The organism is Neisseria viridiae, assembly GCF_962747995.1.
Taxonomy (GTDB): domain Bacteria; phylum Pseudomonadota; class Gammaproteobacteria; order Burkholderiales; family Neisseriaceae; genus Neisseria; species Neisseria viridiae.
On the sequence record NZ_CAUJAJ010000023.1, the window covers coordinates 1 to 23,171 of the forward strand.

Here is a 23,171-nt window from a genome sequence, read left to right on the forward strand (position 1 = left end):
GGGAATCGGGGGGGGGGGGGGTAATTTCTAATTACTCGCTTGCAGCGACGAATTCTAATGAGACTGCGGTTGTTGCAACAAATGACGGAAAAACGGCAGATGCTGAAAACAAAAAACTGAAACGCGGTTTGGCGGCACAAGCCGCGTTAAGCGGTTTATTCCAACCCTACTCTGTCGGCAAGGCAAACGTTACCGCCGCTGTGGGCGGTTATCGGTCGCAATCCGCATTTGCCGTCGGTGTCGGTTACCGTTACAACGAAAAATTTGCAACAAAAGCAGGATTTGCCTTTGCACCCGGCGGCGGTGTGGCTTATCACGCCGGTGTCAATTTCGAATGGTAAGTGCCTCTAAATATTTAGCGGTAAAACATACGCTTATTAAACGGTAAGCGTGCAGGCAATGCCGTCTGAAACCTGAAACAGGCTTCAGACGGCATTTTGACGCACGAAATCGGCAGATATGACGGAAATAGGCAATACCTATCTTGTCATTTCAAAATTTCAAAATCACGGCGTTATCCGAAATCATAATCATCTCTCCGCTGTCATTCCCGCGCAGGCGGGAATCTAGGACGCGGAATCTAAAGAAACCCTTTATCCGATAAGTTTCTGTGCCGAAGGGTCTGGATTCCCGCTTTCGCGGGAATGACGATTCAGAAGTTGCCCGAAACTCAAAAAACTGAAGCCGAAGGGCCTGGATTCCCGCCTGCGCGGGAATGACGGCATATCAGTTTCTGTGCGGACAAACCTGGATTCCCATCTGCGTAGGAATGACGATTCAGAAGTTACACGAAACTCAAAAAAAAAACGAAACCGAACGAACCAGATTCCCGCTTTTACGAGAATGACGGGATTTTGGGTTGTGGTAATTTATCGGGAAAACAGAAACCCCTATGCCGTCATTCCCGCTCAAGCGGGAATCTAGGACGTAGAATCTAAAGAAACCGTTTTATCCGATAAGTTTCTGTACCGAAGGGTCTGGATTCCCGCCGTCGCGGGAATGACGGCATATCGGTTTCCGTGCGGACAGACCTAGATTCCCACCTGCGTGGGAATGACGGGATTTCAGGTTTCTGTTTTTGCCGGAATTTGCCGCATCACGGCTTCAGACGGCATTGCCTGCCGTTGTACCCGCGGGTGCGGCTGCCTTAATGTAGTTGAGCGAGATAAACTGCTTCTCAGCATCCAATTCAGTGATTTTGAACAATGCCTGCGATTTGGGCAGCGCGTCAAATGGAATACCGGTCGCGCGCGTTACCAGCGGCAGGCCTTCGATGCGGACGAGGTCTTCTTTCAGAATCGTCGCGGTCAGTTCGCTGATGCCTTGCTGTTGCAGATAGACGAGGCTCCAGTAGGCTTCCATTTGGCGTTGGAAGTCGGCGTAGGCTGTATAGGCGGCATCAAAGTCGCGCAGCGCGGCGAAAAGCTCGGCATCGCTTTGCTGGAAGAGCGGCTCGGCAGTGTCGTCGATTAGGCTGATCAGTTGTTTTTGGTTGATGTAGTCGGCGGCACGGCGCAGCGGCGAGGTAAACCAGCCGTAATGCTGCACGCCCATGCCGATATGCGGCTCGGATTTGGTGCTCATGCGCACTTTGCCTGCCGGTTGGACGCGGAAAAGGCCGGGCAGGTCGTTGTCGTGGAGCATCTGCGCCCAAGTGCTGTTGGCCAAAATCATCATCTCGCTGACCAGTGTATCGATGGGCGAACCGCGTTCGCGGCGGACGACGGATACCTTGCCTTCCTCATCCAATTCGATGCTGTAATCGTATTGCGGCGCGCGGTCGGGTTCGTATTTGCCGCGCGCTTTTTGCAGGGCGGTGGCGAATTGATAGAACCAAATCAGGTCTTGATGGTGGGCGAACATCATTTCGCCGGCTTCGTCCAAGCCGGTTTCGGCGTTGAAATGCGGCTCGATGGCTTGGATACGCAGGTTTGCGGTGATGTTGACGGCTTCGATTTTGCAGGTCGGCGTGCCGACGTTGAACTCGTTGTCCACATCGAAATAAATGCTGATGGAAGGGCGGTATGCGCCCGCATCAAGGCTGAACGCAGCAATCCAGTTTTCAGGCAGCATGGTGATTTTGCCGCCGGGGAAATAAACCGTGCTTAAACGTTCCATAATGTTTTTTTCCATTTTGTCGCCTTGTTTAATGGCAAGCGACGGCGCAGCGATGTGGATACCGACGCGTTTCATGCCATTGCCCAAGTCGGTCAGGCTCAAGGCATCGTCCACTTCGGTAGTCGATTCGTCGTCAATGGAAAAGGCGGTAACGTCAGCCTTGGGCAAGTCGGGCATTTCAGGAAGCGGAAGGTCGGGGAAGCCTGTTCCTTTGGGGAAATATTTGATTTCAAACCCGTCTTGCAGGTATTGAGGGATAGAGGTAATGCCGCCCGTTTTTTTCGCCAGTTCGTAGGCGGAGGTTTTCAGCGCGTCGGCGGCTTTGGTAAAGGCTTTGTAGGTCAATGATTGCTTGTCGGGCGCGTGTAGGATGGTTTTCAAATCCGCCGCGATTTCAGACGGCATCTCGCCGCGTTTCAAGGCTTCCGCCCAAGCGTCGATTTGCGCGTCTTGTTGTTTTTTGCGTTCGATGGCGGCAAGCGCTTGTTTTAAGGTTTCTTCGGGCGCGGCTTTGAACACGCCTTTGGCTTTTTTGTAGAAATACACCGGCGCGGCGTAAAGTGCAATCAAAGTCGCCGCCAGCTCGGTTTTGGTCGGCGCGTGTCCGTAATATTCTTCGGCGATAGCTTCGGCGGAAAATTCTTCTTCGCCGCATACCTCCCACAATAAATCGGTGTCGATGTCCGCCGCCTGCGCCTGCGCGTTTTCCAAAAACGCCGCCATATCGCCGTCAAACTCGGCAAAGACATTGTTTGCCTTCACTTTGGTGCGCTTGCCGTGTTGGGTATCGACTTGATAGGTGGCATCGTTTTTTTGGACGACGGCGGCCACTTTGAACTGGCCGGACTCTTCGTAAAAGATATTCATTTTTCGGATTTTCTGTGGAAACTCAAGCGGGCGATTTTAGCAGATTACCGAAAATGCCGTCTGAAAAAAGGTTGGGGGAGGGTTGGCGCGGCTTTGCGGTGCTTGCGTTATAGTGGATTAAATTTAAACCAGTACGGCGTTGCCTCGCCTTGCCGTACTATTTGTACTGTCTGCGGCTTCGTCGCCTTGTCCTGATTTAAATTTAATCCACTATACGTTTTTGACGGGGTACAATCGCCGTTTTTGAATGGAGGACGGAATGGGGAATACAAACCGTGTGCCGGAGCAGGCGCGTTACGATGCCGAACGCAGGCAGGCAGACGAAGCATTGGCGGGCGTGTTTCCGGCAGTCAGTATCTTCGGCAGCGCGCGCACGCCGCAGAATCATGCGGATTATGCGTTTGCCTTCCGTCTGGCGAGGCGGCTGTCGGATTCGGGCATTGCCGTCATTGCGGGCGGGGGACCGGGGATTATGGAGGCGGCAAACAAGGGCGCGTTTGCAGGGAAATCGGTTTCGGTGGGGCTGAACATCGTTTTGCCGCACGAGCAGAAACCGAATCCGTATCAGGACATCGCCTTGCGGTTTTCCCGTTTTGCCGAACGCAAGGCGGTGTTTTTCAGTTATTCCCAAGCATATGTCGTGATGCCGGGCGGCTTCGGGACGCTGGATGAATTGTTTGAAATCCTGACCTTGGTGCAGACGGGCAAAGTGCCGCCGCGTCCGGTCGTTTTGGTTGGAAAGGCGTTTTGGTCGGGCTTGGCGGAGTGGATAAACGCGCAGCTTTTGGCGCGCGGCCTGATTTCCGAAGGGGCAGCCTCTTTGTTCGCCATATCGGACGATGAAGACGAAATCGTCGCGTATCTGTCGGAACACGGGCTTCAGACGGCATAGCGTCCTGAGAGTGATGTATAATTGCAAACAATTTAACAATTTTTGATGTCTTTCCCGAACAGGATGCCGAAATGATCAACCCCATCGCCTCGCTTTCCCCTTTAGACGGCCGTTATGCCCAATCCGTTGAAGCATTGCGCCCGATTTTTTCAGAATACGGCCTGATGAAGGCGCGCGTCAAAGTCGAATTAAACTGGCTCAAAGCCCTCGCCGCCGAGCCGGAGATTGCCGAAGTGCCGCCCTTTAGTGCCGGAACGCTTGCCGAAATCGACACGGTGATTGAAAACTTTTCATTGGAAGACGCGGCCGCCGTCAAAGCCATCGAAGCCACCACCAATCACGATGTCAAAGCCATCGAATATTGGCTGAAAAAACGTTTTGCCGAAGTGCCGGAAGTCTCTGCTGCCAGCGAGTTCATCCACTTCGCCTGCACCAGCGAAGATATCAACAACCTGTCCCACGCCCTGATGCTGCAGGAAGCGCGCGAAACCGTCATCTTGCCCAAACTTGCCGAAATCATCGAAAAACTCACCGGCATGGCGCATGAGTTGGCTGCCGTCCCTATGATGAGCCGCACGCATGGCCAGCCTGCTACACCAAGCACATTGGGTAAAGAAATCGCCAATGTCGTGTACCGCCTGCAACGTCAGTTTAAAAACCTGCAAGCGCAAGAGTTCCTCGGCAAAATCAACGGCGCGGTCGGCAACTACAACGCCCATATGGTCGCCTATCCCGACGTCGATTGGGAAACCCACTGCCGCAACTTCGTCGAAATCAGCCTTGGCCTGACCTTCAACCCCTACACCATCCAAATCGAGCCGCACGACTACATGGCTGAATTCTTCCAAACCCTCAGCCGCATCAACACCATCCTGATCGACTTTAACCGCGACGTTTGGGGCTACATTTCTTTGGGGTACTTCAAACAAAAAGTCAAAGCGGGCGAAGTTGGTTCTTCCACCATGCCGCACAAAGTCAACCCCATCGACTTTGAAAACTCCGAGGGCAACCTTGGTATGGCAAACGCCGTATTGGGTTTTTTGGCGGAAAAACTGCCGATTTCCCGTTGGCAGCGCGACCTGACCGACAGCACCGTCTTACGCAATATGGGCGTGGGCGTGGGCTATGCCGTGTTGGGTTTCGCCGCCCACCTGCGCGGTCTGAACAAGCTCGAACCTAACCCCGCCGCGCTTGCCGCCGATTTGGATGCCACTTGGGAGCTGCTCGCCGAGCCGATTCAAACCGTAATGCGCCGTTACGGCGTGGCCAATCCTTACGAGAAGCTGAAAGACCTGACGCGCGGCAAAGGCGGCATCACGCCCGAAGTGCTGAAAGGCTTTATCGGATTGCTGGAAATCCCCGCCGAAGCCAAAGCCAAATTGCTTGAGCTGACCCCCGCGCTGTATGTGGGCAAGGCTGAAGCGTTGGCGAAACGGATTTGAGCGTTTACTGAAACCGATGCCGTCTGAACGCGCGTTCAGACGGCATTTTTAAGATAACGGGACATACAGGGGCGATATTTATGCAAGCTGTCCGATACAGACCGGAAATTGACGGATTGCGGGCCGTCGCCGTGCTATCCGTCATGATTTTCCACCTGAATAACCGCTGGCTGCCCGGAGGATTCCTGGGGGTGGACATTTTCTTTGTCATCTCAGGATTCCTCATTACCGGCATCATTCTTTCTGAAATACAGAACGGTTCTTTTTCTTTCCGGGATTTTTATACCCGCAGGATTAAGCGGATTTATCCTGCTTTTATTGCGGCCGTGTCGCTGGCTTCGGTGATTGCCTCTCAAATCTTCCTTTACGAAGATTTCAACCAAATGCGGAAAACCGTGGAGCTTTCTGCGGTTTTCTTGTCCAATATTTATTTGGGGTTTCAGCAGGGGTATTTCGATTTGAGTGCCAACGAGAACCCCGTACTGCATATCTGGTCTTTGGCGGTAGAGGAACAGTATTACCTCCTGTATCCCCTTTTGCTGATATTCTGCTGCAAAAAAACCAAATCGCTACGGGTGCTGCGTAACATCAGCATCATCCTGTTTCTGATTTTGACTGCCTCATCGTTTTTGCCAAGCGGGTTTTATACCGATATTCTCAACCAACCCAATACTTATTACCTTTCGACACTGAGGTTTCCCGAGCTGTTGGTGGGTTCCCTGTTGGCAGTTTATGGGCAAACAGCAAATGGAAAACGGCAGACGGCAAACAGCAAATGGAAAACGGCAGTTGCTTTCATCACTCTGCTTCGGCGCATTGCTTGCCTGCCTGTTCGTGATTGACAAACACGATCCGTTTATCCCGGGAATAACCCTGCTCCTTCCCTGTCTGCTGGCGGCACTGCTTATCCGGAGTACGCAATACGGGACACTTCCGACCCGCATCCTGTCGGCAAGCCCCATCGTATTTGTCGGCAAAATCTCTTATTCCCTATACCTGTACCATTGGATTTTTATTGCCTTCGCCCATTACGTTACAGGCGACAAACAGCTCGGACTGCCTGCCGTATCGGCGGTTGCCGCATTGACGGCCGGATTTTCCCTGTTGAGTTATTATTTGATTGAGCAGCCGCTTAGAAAACGGAAGATGACCTTCAAAAAGGCATTTTTCTGCCTTTATCTCGCCCCGTCCCTGATACTTGTCGGTTACAACCTGTACGCAAGGGGGATATTGAAACAGGAACACCTCCGCCCGTTGCCCGGCGCGCCCCTTGCTGCGGAAAATCATTTTCCGGAAACCGTCCTGACCCTCGGCGACTCGCACGCCGGACACTTGCGGGGTTTTCTGGATTATGTCGGCAGCCGGGAAGGGTGGAAAGCTAAAATCCTGTCCCTCGATTCGGAGTGTTTGGTTTGGGTGGATGAGAAGCTGGCAGACAACCCGTTATGTCGAAAATACCGGGATGAAGTTGAAAAAGCCGAAGCCGTTTTCATTGCCCAATTCTATGATTTGAGGATGGGCGGCCAGCCCGTGCCGAGATTTGAAGCGCAATCCTTCCTGATACCCGGGTTCCAAGCCCGATTCAGGGAAACCGTCAAAAGGATAGCCGCCGTCAAACCCGTCTATGTTTTTGCAAACAACACATCAATCAGCCGTTCGCCCTTGAGGGAGGAAAAATTGAAAAGATTTGCTATAAACCAATATCTCCAACCTATTCAGGCTATGGGCGACATCGGCAAGAGCAATCAGGCGGTCTTTGATTTGGTTAAAGATATCCCCAATGTGCATTGGGTGGACGCACAGAAATACCTGCCTAAAAACACGGTCGAAATACACGGACGCTATCTTTACGGCGACCAAGACCACCTGACCTATTTCGGTTCTTATTATATGGGGCGGGAATTTCACAAACACGAACGCTTGCTTAAATCTTCCCACGGCGGCGTATTGCAGTAGCCTGCCTTGCCGTCCGATATCGCTTGTGCCGCCGTTTGCTGTTCGTGGCGGCGGTGGTTTTTATTTTCCCTCCCCTGCGGGAGGGAATTTTGAATCAAAACCCCAATTGCCTTTCCAAGTTTTCCACCAGATTGTCATCCAGTTCCAAAGCCTGCGACAGGCGGGCGAGGAAGACGGTTTCTTTCCGCGACAAATCGGCACATACCAGTCTTGCCGCCAGATAGGCCTCCGCCGCCAGCACCTCATCGTTGCCGACGGCGGCGGCGATGTCTTCGATGCTTGCGGGCAGGCGGTATTCGGCGGCGAGCCATCCGGCGGTTTCGGGGTCTGTGCCGCTTTCCTGTTCGATAGTCCGGCGTTCGGCTTCGTCTATCATGCCGTCTGAAGCGGCGGCGGCTATCATGGTGCGCAATACGGTGCGGCTGTATGTTTCTTCCGTTTCTCCGGACGGTTGGAAATCGCTTTGTGTTACGGTTGCCCGCCCTTTGTTTTGCTGCCACATCTGATAGCCCCGGTAGGCGAGGTAGCCCAAAGCGGCGGTCGAACCGATTTTGGTGATGGTTTTGCGGTTTTTACCGTTCAGCAGCATGGAGGCGGCACCGGCAACCGGCGCGCCTCCGCCGAATGAATTGAGCGGGCTGTCGGAGAATGTGTTGCCTTTTTTTTGAACCGTGCTTAAGACTTGGTTGAGCAGTCGGGTGAAGTTCATGATTTGATAAACTCTCCAATTTTTCTAACAATTTCGGTTACTAGGGCATTCCCCATAAAGAACATACGCATTTTGTCCGAGACATCGGCAATAGAGCCATCTGCTAGTTTTTTCTTTGCTGTCCAGTTGTCTGGAAAATCTTGCAGCCTCTCCGCTTCGATAGGTGTGAGAAGACGATATTTGTCATGCACTTTTAGAAGGTGGGTGGAGCGGTTGACAGATCCTTCAGAGGTCAACATGGTACGCGCAGGAAGATTCAGGTCGTCATAAGGCGACATACCGCCTTCGGAGTAGATATAGGTATGACCGTCGGCAGAAATCCGCTCGATTTTTTTTGATCCTCGCAGGTATTGGAATTTTTCTAGTGTTGTAGAATCTGTCAGGAAATATTTCTTTGGGACATCCTCTTCATTTTGCAAGATTTCCCTCAGCGTAATCGGTTTGCCGTCGTAATCTGGTTCAGTGTCGACAGAATAGTATTTTCCATGGCGCATGATGCCGGTATTCCAAACCGTTCCAGTAAAGTTGTCCGATACATCGACAATATCTTCAGCTAGTTCGTGGTAAACCTGACGGTTCTTTAGAGGTGCAGGTTTGACTGGAAATTGTGTTGCAAACAGACCAGTATGAAAAAGGTAGTCATCGTACTTGTTTTTTTCAAAGACGGGGGCTTTATTCTCGCATTGCTTATCAATTTGCTTGGCAAAATCCGTATCGTTGCGGTAAACGAAAAAGAAAACGCGGCGACGGCGTTGGCTGCGTCCGTATTCGGCTGCGTTGATAACCCGCCATTCAACGGAGTAGCCTAAATTGGCAAAGGCTGCCAGCATGATGGCAAAATCACGTCCCCGCTGTTTAGACGGTGCTTTTAGCAATCGGTCAACATTTTCAAGAATGAGGTATTTGGGGCGAATGATGCGGGTGGCACGGATGATTTCCCAAAAGAGAACTCCTTTTTTCCCCTCGATTCCTTGCTCGTTTTTTTTACTGCGGGCAACAGAATAGTCTTGGCATGGAAAGCCTCCGACAATCATATCGGCATCCATTTCGGAAAATTTTTCATTTGTAATGTCTGCGATGCTGATGTTGATGTTTTCGCTGTTTGGGAAATGGTAATCGTAAACCTCAAAAGCATCTTGAGATTTTCGGGAAGGTTCCCATTGGTTTGCCCATTTTGTTTCAAACAAGTCTTTGTTCGCATTTTCGAGTCCGATTCGAAAACCACCGACACCGGCAAATAATTCAAGAACTTTCATTTTTTTCTGCCTTGATTTTTTATTCTTCCAAGACTATATACCATTTCGAAAAATCGATCAAGTTGAAAGTATTTAGGACAGGCTTTATGCCGCAACAGAGAACGGGGGAATAAATGAGCAAGGACTTATTTGATTATGACGACAGTAAAGTTGAAAGCGTTTTGGAGTATTCCGAACGGCTGCTTAATCGGAAGTTTTCCGAGCTGATGGAAGAATATAGGAAATCTCCGTACAAAACGTATCAAGATTATGTGAATAAGACAGTTTCAACAATGGATGATAAACCCATTAGTATGAGGTCTAAAGGTCAGTACGGAAATTACATTGAAAAATACTTTTTCGGCTATCTGCCCAATAACGATTCGACACCAGATTTTGAAAAAATAGGCGTGGAGTTGAAAGTTACTCCTTTTAAGATAAATAAAAATGGCACAATCAGTGCAAAGGAGCGCTTGGTATTAAATATCTTGAATTATGAAACAGAAAATTTGGATGATTTCTACAAAACCCATCTTTGGCAAAAGTGCCAAAACCTTCTTTTACTGTTTTATAACGGTCTGATTTCTGGACAAACTATGGAAGATTACAGTATCGAAAAAATCTTCCTGTACGAATGGTTTGAAGAAGATATGGCTGTCATTCTTGAAGATTATCAAAAGATTACGAAAAAGATTAAGGATGGAAACGCCCATCAGTTATCTGAATCTGATGGTAAATATTTATCAACTTGTACCAAAGGGGAGGGGCACGGAAAGGATTTTCGGAAACAGCCGTTTGGTAACGAACTAGCGAAACAGCGAGCTTGGGAATTGAAAGCTAGCTACATGACCAATCTTATCCGAAATAGAATTTTCAACCAGGGAGGGCAGGAGGACGAAAGTATAACGGAAACCTCTCGAGGTAAGGAAAAATCTTTTACGAAAATAATCGAGGAAAGAATCTCTGTTTACAAAGGGTGTTCAGAGAGCGAGCTTTATAAATTATTTAAAGTCAATCCGAAAGCTAAAGGGAAAAACAGCATATTGATCCGAAAAATATTAGGCTTGACGGGTGATATTGAAAAAACACAGGAATTTCAGAAGGCAAATATGAATTTGCGGGTAATTCGGGTGGATAAAGAAGGGTTGCCCAAAGAAGATTCGCCATTCAAAACCTATCAATTTAAAGAATTGTCTGAAAATGACAATTGGGAGGATTCTCAACCTTATTTGGAAATTTTCAGCAAGCAATTTTTATTTGTCGTGTTTAAGGAAATTGAGCCTAAATTATTTGTATTGGATTCCATGAAATTTTGGGGATTTCCCGATAGTCAAATAGAAGAATTGCAACGAGTTTGGCAGGAAACGAGGAATATTATCAAAAATAGTGTGAAGCTCACCTTCCAAAATAACCGTGTTTCTACCAATTTTCCACAAAGTCGGGTAAATCAAGTAATTTTTACCAAAATCCATGCCAGCAATTCTTACTATGAGATTGAAAAAGGAAAATTTGTCGGTAAAGGAAAATTATCTGATACGGATGAATTACCGAATGGACTGAGAATTACCAAACACTCATTTTGGATGACCAAGAAATTCTTGAAAGAAGTTTTGGAAGGCAAGTGGGATTAGTGTAAGAGTAGAGCCTGTCATGGCAACGAGTTCGGCGTGCCGTATCTGCCGGGAATGCCGTCTGAAGATGTGTTCAGACGGCATTTTTTTACCCTATCCTTTTAAACGGCGGCAGGCCGGCTAATAATTGTTGGCCGTACCGCTGCGTTTTGACGCGGTTGTCGAGGATGGTTACGCGGCCGTAGTCTTGTTCGGTGCGGATGAGGCGACCGACGGCTTGGATCAGTTTGATGCCGGCTTCGGGGACGGTGATTTCGATGAAAGGGTTGCCGCCGCGCTGTTCTATCCAGCGGTTTTGGGTTTTTTCGATGGGGTTGTCGGGCATCGCAAACGGCAGCTTGGCGATGATGACTTGCACGCAGGCGGTGCCGGGCAGGTCGAGTCCTTCGGCAAAGCTGTCGAGTCCGAAGATGATGCTGGCTTTGCCTTCTTCTATGGCCCGGTGGTGTTTTTGCAGGAGGACGGCTTTGGGCAATTCGCCTTGTACGAGCAGGAGCGGCAGGTAGTCTCCGGGCAGGCGCAGGGCGACATCCTGCATTTGTTTGCGCGAGGAAAACAGGACGAGCGTGCCGATGGCTTCGGAGGGCGAAATAAGCTTGGGCAGCCACTCGATGACGGCGGCGGTGTGGGCTTCGGGGTCTTTGGGGCTGGCGTATATGGGGGGGATGTAGAGTTCGCCCTGTTTTTCAAAGTCAAAGGGGCTTTTGAGGGCGAGGGTGGTGGTTTCGGGCAGCCATTGCAGCCCGGTTTGGCGCAGCATCAGGTTAAAGTTGCCCAAGGATTGCAGGGTGGCGGAGGTCAACACCGCGCCTGCCGCCCGCCGCCACAGGCTGTTGGCAAGGTGGGACGCGCTGCTGATGGGGCTGGCGTTGAAAATGTAGTCGTTTTTGTCGTCGGCGCGGCGGGTTATCCATTTTGCCAGCGGCTCTTCGCCTTCGAGAGGGACGGTGGAGAGCAAATCCCAAACCGCGTTGATTTGTTCGATACGGGCGATAAAAAGGCCGAACTCGCCGGTCAGGCGGTCGAGGAGCGCGCCGTCCTGTTCTTTTTCGCGGCGTGCGGCAGAAAGCGCATCGTTCAGCCCGATAACGTGTTTGAGCAGGCTGCGCGCGGCAACGGCGGTGTTGGAAACGGTGGTTTCGAGGCCTTCGGGGATTTTGCCGTCTTCCCACAGCCAAGTCGGTTCGCTGTTGGTTCGCCTGTCGTTTTCAGACGGCCCCAAGCTCAAAGACGGCTCTTCCGCCAAATGGAACTGCCATTCGTGCAGGCTGTCGAGCAAGGATGCGGCGGCTTCGTCGGCGAGGTTGGCAAGTTCGGCTTTATCGGTCAGCGCGGCAATCTTGCCGGTCAGCTGCGGCAGTTTTTCCAGCGTCCAAACGGCAATATTCCATGAATGTTCGGCGGCAAAGCGGCTGAGGGCTTTTTTGGGCAGGTGGTGCGCTTCGTCTATGCAATAGAAACTGTTTTCGGGCGCGGGCAGAATCACGCCGCCGCCCATACTGATGTCGGCAAGCAGAAGATCGTGGTTGGCAACGACGACATCGACGGTTTCCAACATATCGCGTGCCAGGTAAAACGGGCATTCCGGACGGTTGGGACAGGCGGATTTCAGGCAGCCGTGGCGGTCGTTGGTCACTTTGAACCAAATCGCGTCATCGATTTTTTCCGGCCAAGTGTCGCGGTCGCCATTAAAGCGGCGGGCGGAAAATTCATCGGCGATGTCGCGCAGCAGCTTCAATTCTTCGGGCTTGGGTTTGCTGTCCCACAACACTTCCGGCGTTTCAAAACCAAGCAGGTTTTGCTGGGCGTTGCTTTGCGTGAGTTGGTAGAGTTTGTACGGACAAAGATAACGGCCGCGTCCTTTGGCAAGTGCGAAGGTCAGTTCCAAACCGCTTTTTTCGACCAGAAACGGCAAATCTCGGTCAACCAACTGCTCCTGCAAAGCCACCGTCGCGCTGCTCACAATCAGCCGTTTGCCGCGCGTCTGCGCCATAATGCCGCCCGCCAGCAGGTAGGCAAGCGATTTGCCCACGCCGGTCGGCCCTTCGATTACGGCAATGCTCTCGCCCTCGCGTTTGGGCGCTTCTTCGCCTTCTTCACGCGTCAACGTCCGCGAAAAAGCGTTGGCAACCGCCGCAATCATTTCCCGCTGCGAAGCGCGCGGACGGAAACCGGGCAGGTTTTTGCCGATGTTTTGGTAATGGTCGCGGATGGCGTTTTTTTCTAAATCGGTGAGCATGGCGTTTTGTACGGCGGTAGAAGTGGGCTTATTTTAACATCGCACGGAAGCGGTACAATATCGTTGTCGGAAAGGGGGTGAGGTGAATCGTGCGGACGTGGTTGGTTTTTTGGTTGCGGCGTTTGAAATACCCGTTGTTGCTTTGGATTGCGGATATGCTGCTGTACCGGTTGTTGGGCGGCGCGGAAATCGAATGCAGCCGTTGCCCTGTACCGCCGATGACGGATTGGCAGCATTTTTTGCTGGCGATGGGAACGGTGTCGGCTTGGGTGGCGGTGATTTGGGCATATCTGATTATTGAAAGTGAAAAAAACGGAAGATATTGAGTCATTCGGACACAATGCCGTCTGAAACGGAAGTTCAGACGGCATTTGTTTTAGGTTGCCGTACCGCTTAGGGAATACCGGCGACAGGATAAGCGGGACGGCTGCGATGGCCTCTAAGGTAACGGGTTCTTTGGCTATTCAGGTACTGCTTGATCGGCTGCCAATCAATCACCTGATCCAACTTCAATAGTGGGAAGCGGTCGATGTGTTTGGCAATCATGGCTTGGGCGGTTTGCCGGAAGAAGGTGCTCATGAGAAATCCCCTAAATGTCTTGGTGGGAATTTAGGGGATTTCGGGGGGATTTTGCAAAGGTCTCATGCTGTCTGTTGGTTTTGGCAACCCAAACTATGCTTGCTGTGAAACCTGCCCCAACTATTAAATGCTGTTTTACTCCCTGCCGACCAGCAACTCCGCCAGTCTTTCGCCGAATTTCTGCAAAGATTCGTTACTGTTCAAACCGTGAGAACCGCTCGGGAACGGCAATACTGCCAGCAATGTGTCGTTTTGATTGCGCTTCCATTTTAATTTTTTTCCGACGATTTCTTCCTGACGAAAACCTGAAAGGCCGTCTGAAAACGCAACGTTAAACTCCTTATCGTAAGATGTGCCGAATCCGATAATCAGGCGCGGGCGGTATTGTTCCGCCCATTGGTTCATTTGGGCAAAGCGGTATTTGTTGCAGAAATTGACGTATTCCTGCTTGTCGGCAAAACCCGTAATCTCGGAAAACTCCTGCTGCCAAAGGCTGGCATCAGTGTTTTTAAACGCAATCGGATACAGGTTCATTTTGAAATAGCCCGAATCCGCTTTGTGTACAAACGGCTGCACTTCTTCGGCAAAGCGGCGGTAATTCTCTACCTGCCCGCCGTTTAAGGCGCACAACAGTTTGCAGACGCTGATGTTGTAAGGATAGGCAACGCATTCCTGCCAGTCTCCATAACCGAACTCCGTGTCGCCCGTGTACGGCTCTGCCGCAATCTGCCGCAGGTTTTCAACGGTGTGCCCGCCGCCCCATTCGATGCCGCATACCCACACAGACGGTTTCTCGGGCGATCCGATGTCGCCGCCGTCGCAGCCGTGAAAGTCGCGCAGCCAGTCATAGTTTTGTTTGATATCCATGTTTACTCCTAAAATTTAACGTCAATAAACTCAGAACGATTCTGCATTTTCCTTATCTGACTTAGATTTAATCCAAATTGCTTTGCAGCCGTGTCAACCAAAGTAACATTTGTCTTCTTGCAAACGTTCTCCAATTTTTGTGCTGTAAATGTATCTATCAACCCGTTATTTTGTTTGCTCCTGTGTAGTTCGTCTGCAATCAATAACCAATTCATTAATATATTTTTTCTCTCAGGTCTACCATCTTTCTCCAAAAGAGAATATTGCAAGCTAAATTGCTTGCGGCACTCAGGAAGCAGTTTCCACATACTTTTGGCTTTAGGCAGCCGGTTGTCGGCTATCAGTTTCGCAATATCCGACGGATTAAGCTCAGCCGAACCACCTGATTTTTTGTGAGATACCTTTTCTGGCAAAGCATTCGCTTCATCTTTTACAATCTCCGGCTCAGTGTTTTTCGGCTCAGTGTTTGAAGCAGATTCAGTCTGCAACCCTTCAATATTCTGTTGCAGTTTTTGGTTAAGGTCATTCAGATAAGCATCAACATAAGGCTGTACCGATTGACAAGCAGCCAGCACTGGAATCATGCAGAAAAGCAATAGTTTATTCATTTAAATAAACTCCTGTAAGCAAAAATCTTCTATATAGGTACAAAGCGTATTATGCTAAACTCACAACAATTTACATAACACCCACCACCAATATTGCTTAGCCCCACGCAGAAGGAAGGTTATTGATGAAAGTTCACGAAAAAATCCGCAAAATCCGGGAGCTGAAAAACTTCTCGCAGGAAAACATGGCCGAGCAGCTTCAGATGTCGGTAAACGGCTATGCCAAAATCGAGCGCGGGGAGGTGGGTTTGCAGATGGACAAGCTGGAAAAAATCGCCGATGTGTTGGGCATGGACGTGGTGGATCTGCTCACGGTTGAGAAAAATCTGGTGTTTCTGAATATGGAAAACCGCACCAACTCCGCCAACTATTACGCATCGCAGGAGCAGTATGTGATCGAAATCGAAAAGCTGAAGCAGCAAAACGGCTATTTGCAAGCCATATTGATGGAAAAAGAAAAACTGATTACTTGGCAAAAGCAGCAGCTTGACAGTTTGAACGAACTGATTAGAACAATCGGTCGCGGATAGGAAACCGGCGGTTTTGATGGGCGACGAAGTCGAACCCCGCCGCGCCTTCATCGAAAACAACGCCCTGATCGCGCAGAACATTGACGCGTAAAACCGTTTAAAGGAAAACCATGAGCTACCCGCAACAGGCCATAGACAACATCCTCAACCCGCCGCCGACAAACGCTGCCTGCACGCACTGAAAAACATCGCCGAGGCGGAAACGCTGTATGTGTTGGCCGACGACGAAGGCGAATGCTGTTTCTGGGTGGACGATGGTGGGGCAACTTTCCTGCCCGTGTGGCCGGAGCAGGAATTTGCCGAAATGGTGAAATCCGAGGGCGAATCGGTGTGGGAATTCGAGTTGGAAGAATTTTTGCAGGACAGCGTTCCGTGGCCGCCCGTCCTGACAGCGTCGTGATGCCCGCCGTTGAATTTGCCGCCCGCATCAACACCATTCTGGCCGAAAGCTACGGCGAAGCGTTTGATTTGCCGTATCTGTAAGGCAAACAGCAAAAGGCCGTCTGAAAACCATATCCCAAGGTTTTCAGACGGCCTCAAACAGCGGAGACAGCCCGTGAACAAACGCAAAACGAAAAACCGCCAAGCCCGCGCCGCACGACCTGCCGTGTCGGTGCGGTGGGCGAAGCCTTTGGAAAAGCTGTCGGAAAAACTCTTTGCTATCAGCATGGTCACGGCGTTTGCCGCGCTGGTGTCGCTGACTTGTCCTTCGTCATCGATTTCTATTTTTTGCTGGCGATGGGAACGGTGTCGGCTTGGGTGGCGGTGATTTGGGCATATCTGATTATTGAAAGTGAAAAAAACGGAAGATATTGAGTCATTCGGACACAATGCCGTCTGAAACGGAAGTTCAGACGGCATTTGTTTTAGGTTGCCGTGCCGCTTAGGGAATACCGACGACAGGATGGGCGGGATAGCCGTGGGTGTCGATGCTGCCGGCGGCGCGCCACGGGGTATGGATGACTGCCGCCGGCAGGTGGGCAAGCTCGGGGATGTGCCGTCTGACAAAAGTGCCGTCGGGGTCGGTCTTGTGTGCGGCGGCGGCAATGTCGGGGCAGGTGTGCCGTGAGGCGGCAAGCCGCCAGTTGCCTTGGTTGATTGCCGCATCGAAATCGGTCAGCTGCCGGGCAAACCATATCTCGCCTTCGCGGCGGGGGAGGTTTAAAACGTGGCAGAAAAAATCTGCGCTCAAGCGTCTCAGGGCGGGGTGGAGGCTGCCGGTTTTGTGCAAACAGCGCATAGAGGCATCGATAATCGGAATGCCGGTCCGGCCCTGCTGCCAAAGCGTCAGGCGCAGGGTGTGTTCCGGATTGCCGTCTGAAGGGGCATCATCCGCGTGCTGCAAGGCAAGTTGAAGGAAAAAATCGCGGCGGATGATATTGTCCGTCCACGCGTTCAGATGGCGTTCGAGGCTTTCCCACGCGAGCAGGCGCGGCGAGATACAGCCGGCACTCAAATACGCGCCCATCAGCGAAGTGTTTTTGCGTGAGGGGAAATCCTTTAAAACGGAGTAGGAATCCGCCTGTTCGAGAAACCGCCGCCACTGCCGCCAAGCCGCCGTTTCACCGCCGTTTTGCGGCAGGAAGATGCCGTCTGAAAGGGCGGCAGGCTGCGGGGCGGGCAGGTTTTCGGGGAACGGTTGGCGGTATGTCGCGAATATGTCCGAATCGGCGGGGGGCTGCTTGGAAAAGCGGTCGAGCCATGCTTTGCGGTAGCGGTTGAAATCGGTGTGTGCCGTACCGTTGTCTGGTGTCAGGTCGGTTTGGTCGAAAACGGAACGGTCGTTGACGAAGGTCAGCCTGATACCGTGTTTGTCTAGCTCATGCCAAAGGGCGTTGTCGGCGAGTTTGTCGGCAAAAGTATGGGATTCGTCGGCGATGACGGCGCGGATATTGAGGCGGACGGCGAGCCGGACGAGCTCGGCAGGCGATGCCGCCGTGTAGAGCGGGATGCCGCGCCCTGCAAGCCCTTGGGCGAGTTCGGCGGCGGATTGGCGGTAGAACGCGGCGCGGCGAGGGTTGTCTGTTTCGGCATCGTCAATCCAAATACCGATAATGGGCAAACTTTCGGCAACGGTGGCGCATAAGGCGGCGTTGTCGCGGATACGGAGGTTTTGTCGGAACCAGACGAGCGTGCGCGCGGAGCGCGTGTCCGCATAAAGGGGGCGGGCGGTTTCAGACGGCATTTCGGCAGCCTTTCCTGCTGGCGATTTTTTCGTTCAGAAAATCGATGAAGCTGCGGACTTTCGCGCTTAAGAATGCCCTGTCCGCATAAACGGCGTTCAGGCGGTCGGTCAGGACGGCGTATTCGGGCAGCAGCCTCACCAGCGAGCCGCAACGCAAATCGTGTTCCGCCGCCCAAAACGGCTGATAACCGATGCACGCGCCCGCCTTAATCATTTCGCGCATCATCAGCGTATTGTCGGTACGGATGACGGGGGTCAGTTCAAGCTGATATTTCTTGCCGTCCGATTTGCGGGTGATGTCGAGTTTCTGCTGATTGGTGTAGGTCGGCAGGACGGCGGGCAGCCTCGTTACTTCTTCCGGCGTTTTCGGTACGCCGTTGCGTATCAGGAAGTCGGGCGAGGCGAGCAGGGCAAATTCGATTTCCGCCAGCGGGCGCGCGATTAGCGAAGGGGACAGGGTTTGGGAAACGCGCAACGCCAAATCCACGCCTTCGGCAATCAAATCGACGTGGCGGTTGTCCAAAATCAGTTCTAATGTTACTTCGGGATAACGTTCGCGGTATTCCGCCAGCCAGTTGCATATCTGGCTGCCGGCAAACCACAGCGGCATCGTTACGCGCAGCAGCCCCTGCGGTTTTTCCGTCCCTCCGGCGGCTTTTTGCGCGGCATCGTCGAGCGTGTCGAGCGCGTAACTGCATTGCCGGTAGTATTCTTCCCCGGCTTCGGTCAGGCTGAGGTTGCGGCTGTTGCGGTGCAGGAGTTTGGCTTGGACGGTGTTTTCCAAGTGGCTGACGTGTTTGCTTGCCATTGCGGTGGAGATGCCGAGCGCGTCGGCGGCGCGGGTGAAGCCGCCGCTTTGGACGACTTGGCGGAAAACTTTGAGGCTGAACAGGGTGTCCATATTTTCTTGTGTGGAAAAGTTGTATCAATAAAAGCAGTATATATTTGAAACGGGGAAACATCTATACTCTGCCGCCTGAAATGAAGACAAATATCAAAGGAGCTTTTATGTCCGATTGCTGCAAACGTATCCAACCTGTTCTGCTTTCTGTTTTGCGTATCGTAACCGCCTACCTGTTTTTGTTGCACGGTACGTCAAAATTCTTCGCCTTCCCCATTGAAATGGGCAGCGGTTCGCCCGAAGGGTTGATGCTGCTTGCCGGTATTTTAGAAATTGTCGGCGGCATTTTGCTGGTGTTGGGCCTGTTTGCGCGCCCTGCCGCGTTTGTTTTGTCCGGCCAGATGGCGGTTGCCTATTTTATGGCACACGCTTCCGGAAATGCTTTGTTCCCGATTGCCAACGGCGGCGAGTCCGCAGTGCTGTTCTGCTTCGTATTCCTCTATATCGCGGCAGAGGGCGGTGGCGCGTGGTCGCTGGACAGGCTGTTTTTCAAGCGTAAAGCCTGAACCGGGCCGTCTAAAGTGTATTTTGTCGAATGTTTTTGAAAGGAAAAGAAATGAGCCGCCAATCCCTGCAACAGGCTGCCGAAAGCCGCCGTTCCGTTTATTCGTTAAATAAAAATCTGCCCGTCGGCAAAGATGAAATCGTCCAAATCGTCGAACACGCCGTTTTGCACACGCCTTCTTCGTTCAATTCCCAATCTGCCCGCGTGGTCGTGCTGTTTGGCGAAGAGCATGATAAGGTGTGGCAATTTGTCGAAGACGCGCTGCGTGCCGTCGTGCCTGCCGACAGTTTTGAACCGACCGCGCAAAAATTGAACCTGTTTAAGGCGGGTGCGGCAACTATTTTGTTTTATGAAGATCAAAATGTTGTCAAAGGTTTGCAGGAGCAGTTCCCTGCTTATGCCGCCAACTTTCCCGTTTGGGCGGACCAGGCGAACGCTATGGTACAGTATGCCGTCTGGACGACGCTTGCCGCGGTCGGCGTAGGTGCAAACCTGCAACATTACAATCCCTTGCCCGATGCGGCGATTGCCAAAGCGTGGAATATCCCCGAAAACTGGCTGTTGCGCGCACAAATGGTCGTCGGGGGAATCGGTGCGCCCGCCGGAGAAAAAACGTTCCAACCCGTTGCAGAACGTTTGAAAGTGTTCGGCGCATAATTTCTCGGTCAAAAAAATGCCGTCTGAAAAGGATTCAGACGGCATTTTTCAGTATCAGGCAACGAGTTTTTCGCATTCTTTGATACAGTCGAGGCAGGACTCGTAACATGCTTTGCATTCCGCATGGTGGGCGGCATGTTCTTTACAGGCTTTGGAACATTGTTTGCATGCGTCGAGGCACACTTTTGCCGCGTCGCGTGTCAGAGGGGAATTTTGTGCGGCAAGGTCGTGCAATGCACCGCATAGGGCAAGCATTTGGCGCACGGCAACCGCGCAGTCGGACATAGACGTATCGCCCTGAGTGAGCAGGGACAGGCAGTGTGTCAGGCAAACCTGTCCGGCATCCAGACAGTGTGCGGCAGTTTGGCGGACGGCGGTGTAGGCGGATGCGGTGGCAGGCTGCATATCGTGATGATGATGGTGGTCGGCATGGCTGTGTGCACGAGCGAAAGAAGCGGCGGAAGCCAGGGAGACGGCAGCGGCACTGCCCAAAAATTGACGACGGTTCATAATGTTTCCTTTATGGTTTAAGAAAGTAGGGCAGGCACAAGGCACTTCCCCGCATACTGCCCCGACCGTGGGGCTTTTTTGAACAACCGACTGATTTTGCCGGTGCGGGATTGTCGCACGGACAGGCAGGTTCGGCTATTCGGAAAGTTAAGAAAAGGCGCGCCGCCCTGTTTCAAAATGATGCAAGATGGCGCGTGGATATGGTAGCAGACAAAATGCCGTCTGAAAATCGGTTCAGACGGCATCCGTTTTCAAACCTTACAAACCCGGGAACATCCCTTTCATCCCCCTCATCCCCTTCGCCATACGCATCAGGTTGCCTAAGCCTTTCCCACTGAACATCTTCATCATCTGCTGCATTTGTTCAAACTGTTTGAGCAATTTGTTCACTTCCTGCACGGTCGTACCCGCACCCATTGCAATACGGCGTTTACGGCTGGCTTTGAGTAGGGCGGGGTTGGCGCGTTCTTTAGGGGTCATCGAGTTGATGATGGCTTCCACTTTGCCCATCGCTTTTTCAGCCGTGCCTTCGGGGATTTGTTTCGATATTTGACCCAGTTCGCCCGGCATTTTCGACATCAGGTTTTCCAAGCCGCCCATATTGCGCATCTGTTGGATTTGTTCTTTAAAGTCGTTGAGGTCGAAGCCTTTACCTTTTTGCAGCTTTTTCGCCATTTTGGCGGCGGCTTCTTCATCAATACCTTTTTGGACGTCTTCAATCAGGGTCAATACGTCGCCCATGCCGAGGATACGGCTGGCAAGACGGTCGGGATGGAAAGGCTCGAGGCCGTTGATTTTCTCGCCGATACCGATAAATTTAATCGGTTTGCCGGTTACATGGCGTACGGACAATGCCGCACCGCCGCGCGAATCACCGTCCATCTTGGTCAATACGACACCGGTCAGCGGCAGGGCTTCATTAAATGCCTGAGCAGTGTTCACCGCATCCTGACCCAGCATCGCATCGATGACGAACAAAGTTTCAACTGGGTTGACCGCCGCGTGAAGCGCTTTGATTTCGTTCATCATCTCTTCATCGATTGCCAGGCGGCCGGCGGTATCGACCATCAAGACATCGTAAAAATGTTTTTTTGCGTAATCGACGGCGGCAGTTGCAATCTCAACCGGTTTTTGGTTGGTATCGGATGGGAAAAAGTCCACGCCGACCTGTTCGGCCAACAGACGCAGCTGTTCAATCGCGGCAGGGCGGTAAACGTCGGCGGATACCACCAAAACTTTTTTCTTCTGATCGTTTTTCAGCAGGCGGGCGAGTTTGCCGACGGTTGTTGTCTTGCCCGCGCCCTGCAAACCCGCCATCAACACGACGGCGGGCGGTGAAACCGATAAATCCAGCGTTTTGTTTTCCTTGCCCATCAGTTCGATCAAGGCTTTGTTAACCACGCCGATAAATGCCTGATCCGGTGTCAGGCTGCCCGCCACTTCCTGACCGAGGGCCTTTTCTTTGACGTTGTTGACGAACTCTTTGACGACAGGCAGGGCGACATCCGCCTCAAGCAGGGCGAGGCGGACTTCGCGCAAGGCTTCTTTAATATTGTCTTCGGTCAGTTTGGCCTGTCCCCGGATGTTTTTGAAGACATTGCTGAAGCGGCCGGTTAAATTGTCTAACATACTGGTCCTTGGTCTGAATAAGAATAGCTTGCCCCATCAGGGGCATTCTTTGTTAAAATAAAATCAAAATAATTTGATGCGGCTTGTGTGCCGGACAGCATATCGGCAAATCCGTCAAGGCTTGCCCGAAACGGGGATTTTACAATTCCAACGTTAAAAGTTCCAATATTTCATAAGCGGCCGCATACGGCACAACAGTATAGATAGAGAAAGTCCACCATGCCGACAGTTTTCATCTTTTTGACGGCGGTTTACGCAGGATTGGGTGCATTTGCATGGCACTGCCAACAGCAGGGGCGCGGCCGGGATTACCCGTGGAAGACGGAATTGCCGGTTTTGGGCGCGGCATTGACTGTCCACGGCGCGGCACTGCTTATGCCGGTCATTCAAGACAAAATCATCATTATGGGCTTCGGGTATTCCGGCAGCCTGATTGTTTGGATGATGCTGTTTATTTATTTTGCCGGCAGCTTCTTTTATCCGCTGCGCGGAGTGCAGTTGCTGCTGTATCCTTGCGCCGCACTGATGCTGCTGTCAGGTTTGGTTTTTCCTGGAAAATTCTCGGGATATGAAATTACCGACCTTCCCTTTATGCTGCATATCGGAACTTCGCTGCTCGCATACGGGCTGTTCGGCATCGCAACATTATTGTCCGTTTTGACCCTGCTGCTGAATCGGAGCCTGCACCGCAGGAGCTTCTCCAAGCTCGCAGGATTCCTGCCGTCGCTGCTCAGTTTGGAAAAACTCATGTTCCAGGCTATGTGGGCAGGTTTCATCCTGCTGACCTATTCCGTCGTCAGTGGCACATTCTTCGCCGAAGCCGTATTCGGCAAACCCATGACCTTTACCCATAAAACCGTATTCGGCATATTGTCATGGCTGATTTACGGCGGACTGCTGCTCAAGCACAGCATGACCGCATGGCGCGGCAAAAAAGCCGCCGTGTGGACCATCATCGGATTTGTCAGCCTTATGATTGCCTATATGGGCAGCAAGTTCGTATTGGAAATCATTCTGAAAAGATAAGAAGAGCCAACAGATGCCGTCTGAAGCCCCAAGTTTCAGACGGCATATTCACAAAGGCGCACCAGCCAGAGGAGGGGGAGGAAGG

The 23,171-nt window shown here is 51.7% G+C and carries 21 protein-coding genes and 3 pseudogenes; 11 read left to right on the top strand and 13 right to left on the bottom strand.

Annotated features, from left to right (window positions below; translation table 11 throughout):
- A partial coding sequence (locus Q9J79_RS09660) for a YadA C-terminal domain-containing protein (RefSeq protein ID WP_304717649.1) occupies positions 1–341 on the top strand: 341 nt, incomplete at its 5' end.
- 763 nt (positions 342–1,104) lie between these two features.
- On the opposite strand, the gene Q9J79_RS09665 is transcribed toward Q9J79_RS09660, so the two are convergent.
- A complete protein-coding gene (locus tag Q9J79_RS09665; RefSeq protein ID WP_304685316.1) occupies positions 1,105–2,985 on the bottom strand; it encodes a ribonuclease catalytic domain-containing protein in 1,881 nt (626 codons plus the stop codon).
- 110 nt (positions 2,986–3,095) lie between these two features.
- Positions 3,096–3,209, bottom strand: a pseudogene (locus Q9J79_RS10500) (IS5/IS1182 family transposase); the annotation flags it as partial.
- 35 nt (positions 3,210–3,244) lie between these two features.
- On the opposite strand from Q9J79_RS10500, the gene Q9J79_RS09675 reads away from it, so the two are divergent.
- The 3 genes and pseudogenes from Q9J79_RS09675 (at position 3,245) to Q9J79_RS09685 (ending at position 7,275) form a co-directional block, all read left to right on the top strand.
- Positions 3,245–3,877 (top strand): LOG family protein, encoded by a 633-nt coding sequence (locus Q9J79_RS09675; protein WP_301911090.1) that lies wholly within the window; start codon positions 3,245–3,247, stop codon positions 3,875–3,877.
- A 71-nt stretch (positions 3,878–3,948) separates the two neighbouring features.
- Positions 3,949–5,319: an adenylosuccinate lyase gene (purB, locus tag Q9J79_RS09680; RefSeq protein WP_304717650.1), complete on the top strand. Its 1,371-nt coding sequence runs from the start codon at positions 3,949–3,951 to the stop codon at positions 5,317–5,319.
- An 80-nt stretch (positions 5,320–5,399) separates the two neighbouring features.
- Positions 5,400–7,275, top strand: a pseudogene (locus Q9J79_RS09685) (acyltransferase family protein).
- Positions 7,276–7,369: 94 nt separating this feature from the next.
- Here the strand turns inward: Q9J79_RS09685 and Q9J79_RS09690 are convergent.
- The gene (locus tag Q9J79_RS09690; RefSeq protein WP_003712299.1) at positions 7,370–7,984 is read right to left on the bottom strand and encodes a tellurite resistance TerB family protein; all 615 of its coding nucleotides are present in this window, start codon (positions 7,982–7,984) and stop codon (positions 7,370–7,372) included.
- Positions 7,981–9,240 (bottom strand): DNA cytosine methyltransferase, encoded by a 1,260-nt coding sequence (locus Q9J79_RS09695; protein ID WP_002256347.1) that lies wholly within the window; start codon positions 9,238–9,240, stop codon positions 7,981–7,983. Before Q9J79_RS09695 ends, Q9J79_RS09690 begins: the two co-directional genes overlap by 4 nt.
- A gap of 113 nt (positions 9,241–9,353) precedes the next feature.
- Between Q9J79_RS09695 and Q9J79_RS09700 the strand changes: the two genes are divergently transcribed.
- Positions 9,354–10,850 (top strand): Sau3AI family type II restriction endonuclease, encoded by a 1,497-nt coding sequence (locus tag Q9J79_RS09700; protein WP_003708212.1) that lies wholly within the window; start codon positions 9,354–9,356, stop codon positions 10,848–10,850.
- An 88-nt stretch (positions 10,851–10,938) separates the two neighbouring features.
- Here the strand turns inward: Q9J79_RS09700 and dinG are convergent, their stop codons facing one another.
- From dinG to Q9J79_RS09725, 5 genes and pseudogenes are all read right to left on the bottom strand, one after another.
- Positions 10,939–13,089 carry an ATP-dependent DNA helicase DinG gene (dinG, locus tag Q9J79_RS09705; protein ID WP_304717651.1) on the bottom strand — a complete coding sequence of 717 codons (2,151 nt, stop codon included), beginning with the start codon at positions 13,087–13,089 and terminating at the stop codon, positions 10,939–10,941.
- 28 nt (positions 13,090–13,117) lie between these two features.
- Positions 13,118–13,420 carry a hypothetical protein gene (locus tag Q9J79_RS09710; protein ID WP_301911095.1) on the bottom strand — a complete coding sequence of 101 codons (303 nt, stop codon included), beginning with the start codon at positions 13,418–13,420 and terminating at the stop codon, positions 13,118–13,120.
- A gap of 77 nt (positions 13,421–13,497) precedes the next feature.
- Positions 13,498–13,668, bottom strand: a pseudogene (locus Q9J79_RS09715) (IS5/IS1182 family transposase); the annotation flags it as partial.
- A 135-nt stretch (positions 13,669–13,803) separates the two neighbouring features.
- Entirely contained in the window at positions 13,804–14,535 is a 732-nt protein-coding gene (locus tag Q9J79_RS09720; protein ID WP_003708219.1) for a hypothetical protein, read from the bottom strand.
- Positions 14,536–14,543: 8 nt separating this feature from the next.
- A complete protein-coding gene (locus Q9J79_RS09725) occupies positions 14,544–15,143 on the bottom strand; it encodes a hypothetical protein (RefSeq protein WP_003708220.1) in 600 nt (199 codons plus the stop codon).
- Positions 15,144–15,268: 125 nt separating this feature from the next.
- On the opposite strand from Q9J79_RS09725, the gene Q9J79_RS09730 reads away from it, so the two are divergent.
- The 3 genes from Q9J79_RS09730 (at position 15,269) to Q9J79_RS09740 (ending at position 16,489) form a co-directional block, all read left to right on the top strand.
- Positions 15,269–15,673, top strand: a complete 405-nt coding sequence (locus Q9J79_RS09730; RefSeq protein ID WP_301911096.1) for a helix-turn-helix domain-containing protein — start codon at positions 15,269–15,271, stop codon at positions 15,671–15,673.
- 211 nt (positions 15,674–15,884) lie between these two features.
- Positions 15,885–16,073, top strand: coding sequence for a hypothetical protein (locus Q9J79_RS09735; RefSeq protein WP_301911097.1), 189 nt, complete (start codon positions 15,885–15,887; stop codon positions 16,071–16,073).
- A 218-nt stretch (positions 16,074–16,291) separates the two neighbouring features.
- Positions 16,292–16,489 (top strand): hypothetical protein, encoded by a 198-nt coding sequence (locus Q9J79_RS09740; RefSeq protein ID WP_301911098.1) that lies wholly within the window; start codon positions 16,292–16,294, stop codon positions 16,487–16,489.
- Between the two features lie 67 nt (positions 16,490–16,556).
- Here the strand turns inward: Q9J79_RS09740 and Q9J79_RS09745 are convergent, their stop codons facing one another.
- Entirely contained in the window at positions 16,557–17,858 is a 1,302-nt protein-coding gene (locus tag Q9J79_RS09745; RefSeq protein WP_301911099.1) for an FAD-binding domain-containing protein, read from the bottom strand.
- Positions 17,848–18,759: a LysR family transcriptional regulator gene (locus tag Q9J79_RS09750; protein WP_301911100.1), complete on the bottom strand. Its 912-nt coding sequence runs from the start codon at positions 18,757–18,759 to the stop codon at positions 17,848–17,850. The genes Q9J79_RS09745 and Q9J79_RS09750 overlap by 11 nt, the downstream gene beginning before the upstream one ends.
- A 107-nt stretch (positions 18,760–18,866) precedes the next feature.
- Between Q9J79_RS09750 and Q9J79_RS09755 the strand changes: the two genes are divergently transcribed.
- Together Q9J79_RS09755 and Q9J79_RS09760 are read left to right on the top strand one after the other, a co-directional pair.
- Positions 18,867–19,265 carry a DoxX family protein gene (locus Q9J79_RS09755; protein ID WP_301911101.1) on the top strand — a complete coding sequence of 133 codons (399 nt, stop codon included), beginning with the start codon at positions 18,867–18,869 and terminating at the stop codon, positions 19,263–19,265.
- A gap of 50 nt (positions 19,266–19,315) precedes the next feature.
- Complete coding sequence (locus Q9J79_RS09760; protein WP_301911102.1) at positions 19,316–19,921, top strand: nitroreductase family protein; 606 nt, start codon at positions 19,316–19,318, stop codon at positions 19,919–19,921.
- 54 nt (positions 19,922–19,975) lie between these two features.
- Here the strand turns inward: Q9J79_RS09760 and Q9J79_RS09765 are convergent, their stop codons facing one another.
- Positions 19,976–20,431, bottom strand: a complete 456-nt coding sequence (locus Q9J79_RS09765) for a four-helix bundle copper-binding protein (protein ID WP_301911104.1) — start codon at positions 20,429–20,431, stop codon at positions 19,976–19,978.
- A 258-nt stretch (positions 20,432–20,689) separates the two neighbouring features.
- Positions 20,690–22,060 (bottom strand): signal recognition particle protein, encoded by a 1,371-nt coding sequence (gene ffh / locus Q9J79_RS09770; protein WP_301911106.1) that lies wholly within the window; start codon positions 22,058–22,060, stop codon positions 20,690–20,692.
- A gap of 219 nt (positions 22,061–22,279) precedes the next feature.
- Here ffh and Q9J79_RS09775 point away from each other — a divergent pair, with 219 nt between their 5' ends.
- Positions 22,280–23,086, top strand: coding sequence for a cytochrome C assembly family protein (locus Q9J79_RS09775; protein ID WP_002221447.1), 807 nt, complete (start codon positions 22,280–22,282; stop codon positions 23,084–23,086).
- Positions 23,087–23,171 lie beyond the last annotated feature (85 nt).

Excerpts from the sequence above, each read along its gene's own strand:
- Q9J79_RS09710 (WP_301911095.1), bottom strand. The coding sequence starts at position 13,420 with ATGACTCAATATCTTCCGTTTTTTTCACTTTCAATAATCAGATATGCC.
- Q9J79_RS09760 (WP_301911102.1), top strand. The coding sequence starts at position 19,316 with ATGAGCCGCCAATCCCTGCAACAGGCTGCCGAAAGCCGCCGTTCCGTT.
- Q9J79_RS09775 (WP_002221447.1), top strand. The coding sequence starts at position 22,280 with ATGCCGACAGTTTTCATCTTTTTGACGGCGGTTTACGCAGGATTGGGT.
- Q9J79_RS09725 (WP_003708220.1), bottom strand. The coding sequence starts at position 15,143 with ATGAATAAACTATTGCTTTTCTGCATGATTCCAGTGCTGGCTGCTTGT.
- Q9J79_RS09750 (WP_301911100.1), bottom strand. The coding sequence starts at position 18,759 with ATGGACACCCTGTTCAGCCTCAAAGTTTTCCGCCAAGTCGTCCAAAGC.
- Q9J79_RS09700 (WP_003708212.1), top strand. The coding sequence starts at position 9,354 with ATGAGCAAGGACTTATTTGATTATGACGACAGTAAAGTTGAAAGCGTT.
- Q9J79_RS09755 (WP_301911101.1), top strand. The coding sequence starts at position 18,867 with ATGTCCGATTGCTGCAAACGTATCCAACCTGTTCTGCTTTCTGTTTTG.
- purB (WP_304717650.1), top strand. The coding sequence starts at position 3,949 with ATGATCAACCCCATCGCCTCGCTTTCCCCTTTAGACGGCCGTTATGCC.
- Q9J79_RS09720 (WP_003708219.1), bottom strand. The coding sequence starts at position 14,535 with ATGGATATCAAACAAAACTATGACTGGCTGCGCGACTTTCACGGCTGC.
- Q9J79_RS09695 (WP_002256347.1), bottom strand. The coding sequence starts at position 9,240 with ATGAAAGTTCTTGAATTATTTGCCGGTGTCGGTGGTTTTCGAATCGGA.
- Q9J79_RS09730 (WP_301911096.1), top strand. The coding sequence starts at position 15,269 with ATGAAAGTTCACGAAAAAATCCGCAAAATCCGGGAGCTGAAAAACTTC.
- Q9J79_RS09745 (WP_301911099.1), bottom strand. The coding sequence starts at position 17,858 with ATGCCGTCTGAAACCGCCCGCCCCCTTTATGCGGACACGCGCTCCGCG.
- ffh (WP_301911106.1), bottom strand. The coding sequence starts at position 22,060 with ATGTTAGACAATTTAACCGGCCGCTTCAGCAATGTCTTCAAAAACATC.
- Q9J79_RS09675 (WP_301911090.1), top strand. The coding sequence starts at position 3,245 with ATGGGGAATACAAACCGTGTGCCGGAGCAGGCGCGTTACGATGCCGAA.
- Q9J79_RS09765 (WP_301911104.1), bottom strand. The coding sequence starts at position 20,431 with ATGAACCGTCGTCAATTTTTGGGCAGTGCCGCTGCCGTCTCCCTGGCT.
- dinG (WP_304717651.1), bottom strand. The coding sequence starts at position 13,089 with ATGCTCACCGATTTAGAAAAAAACGCCATCCGCGACCATTACCAAAAC.
- Q9J79_RS09690 (WP_003712299.1), bottom strand. The coding sequence starts at position 7,984 with ATGAACTTCACCCGACTGCTCAACCAAGTCTTAAGCACGGTTCAAAAA.
- Q9J79_RS09665 (WP_304685316.1), bottom strand. The coding sequence starts at position 2,985 with ATGAATATCTTTTACGAAGAGTCCGGCCAGTTCAAAGTGGCCGCCGTC.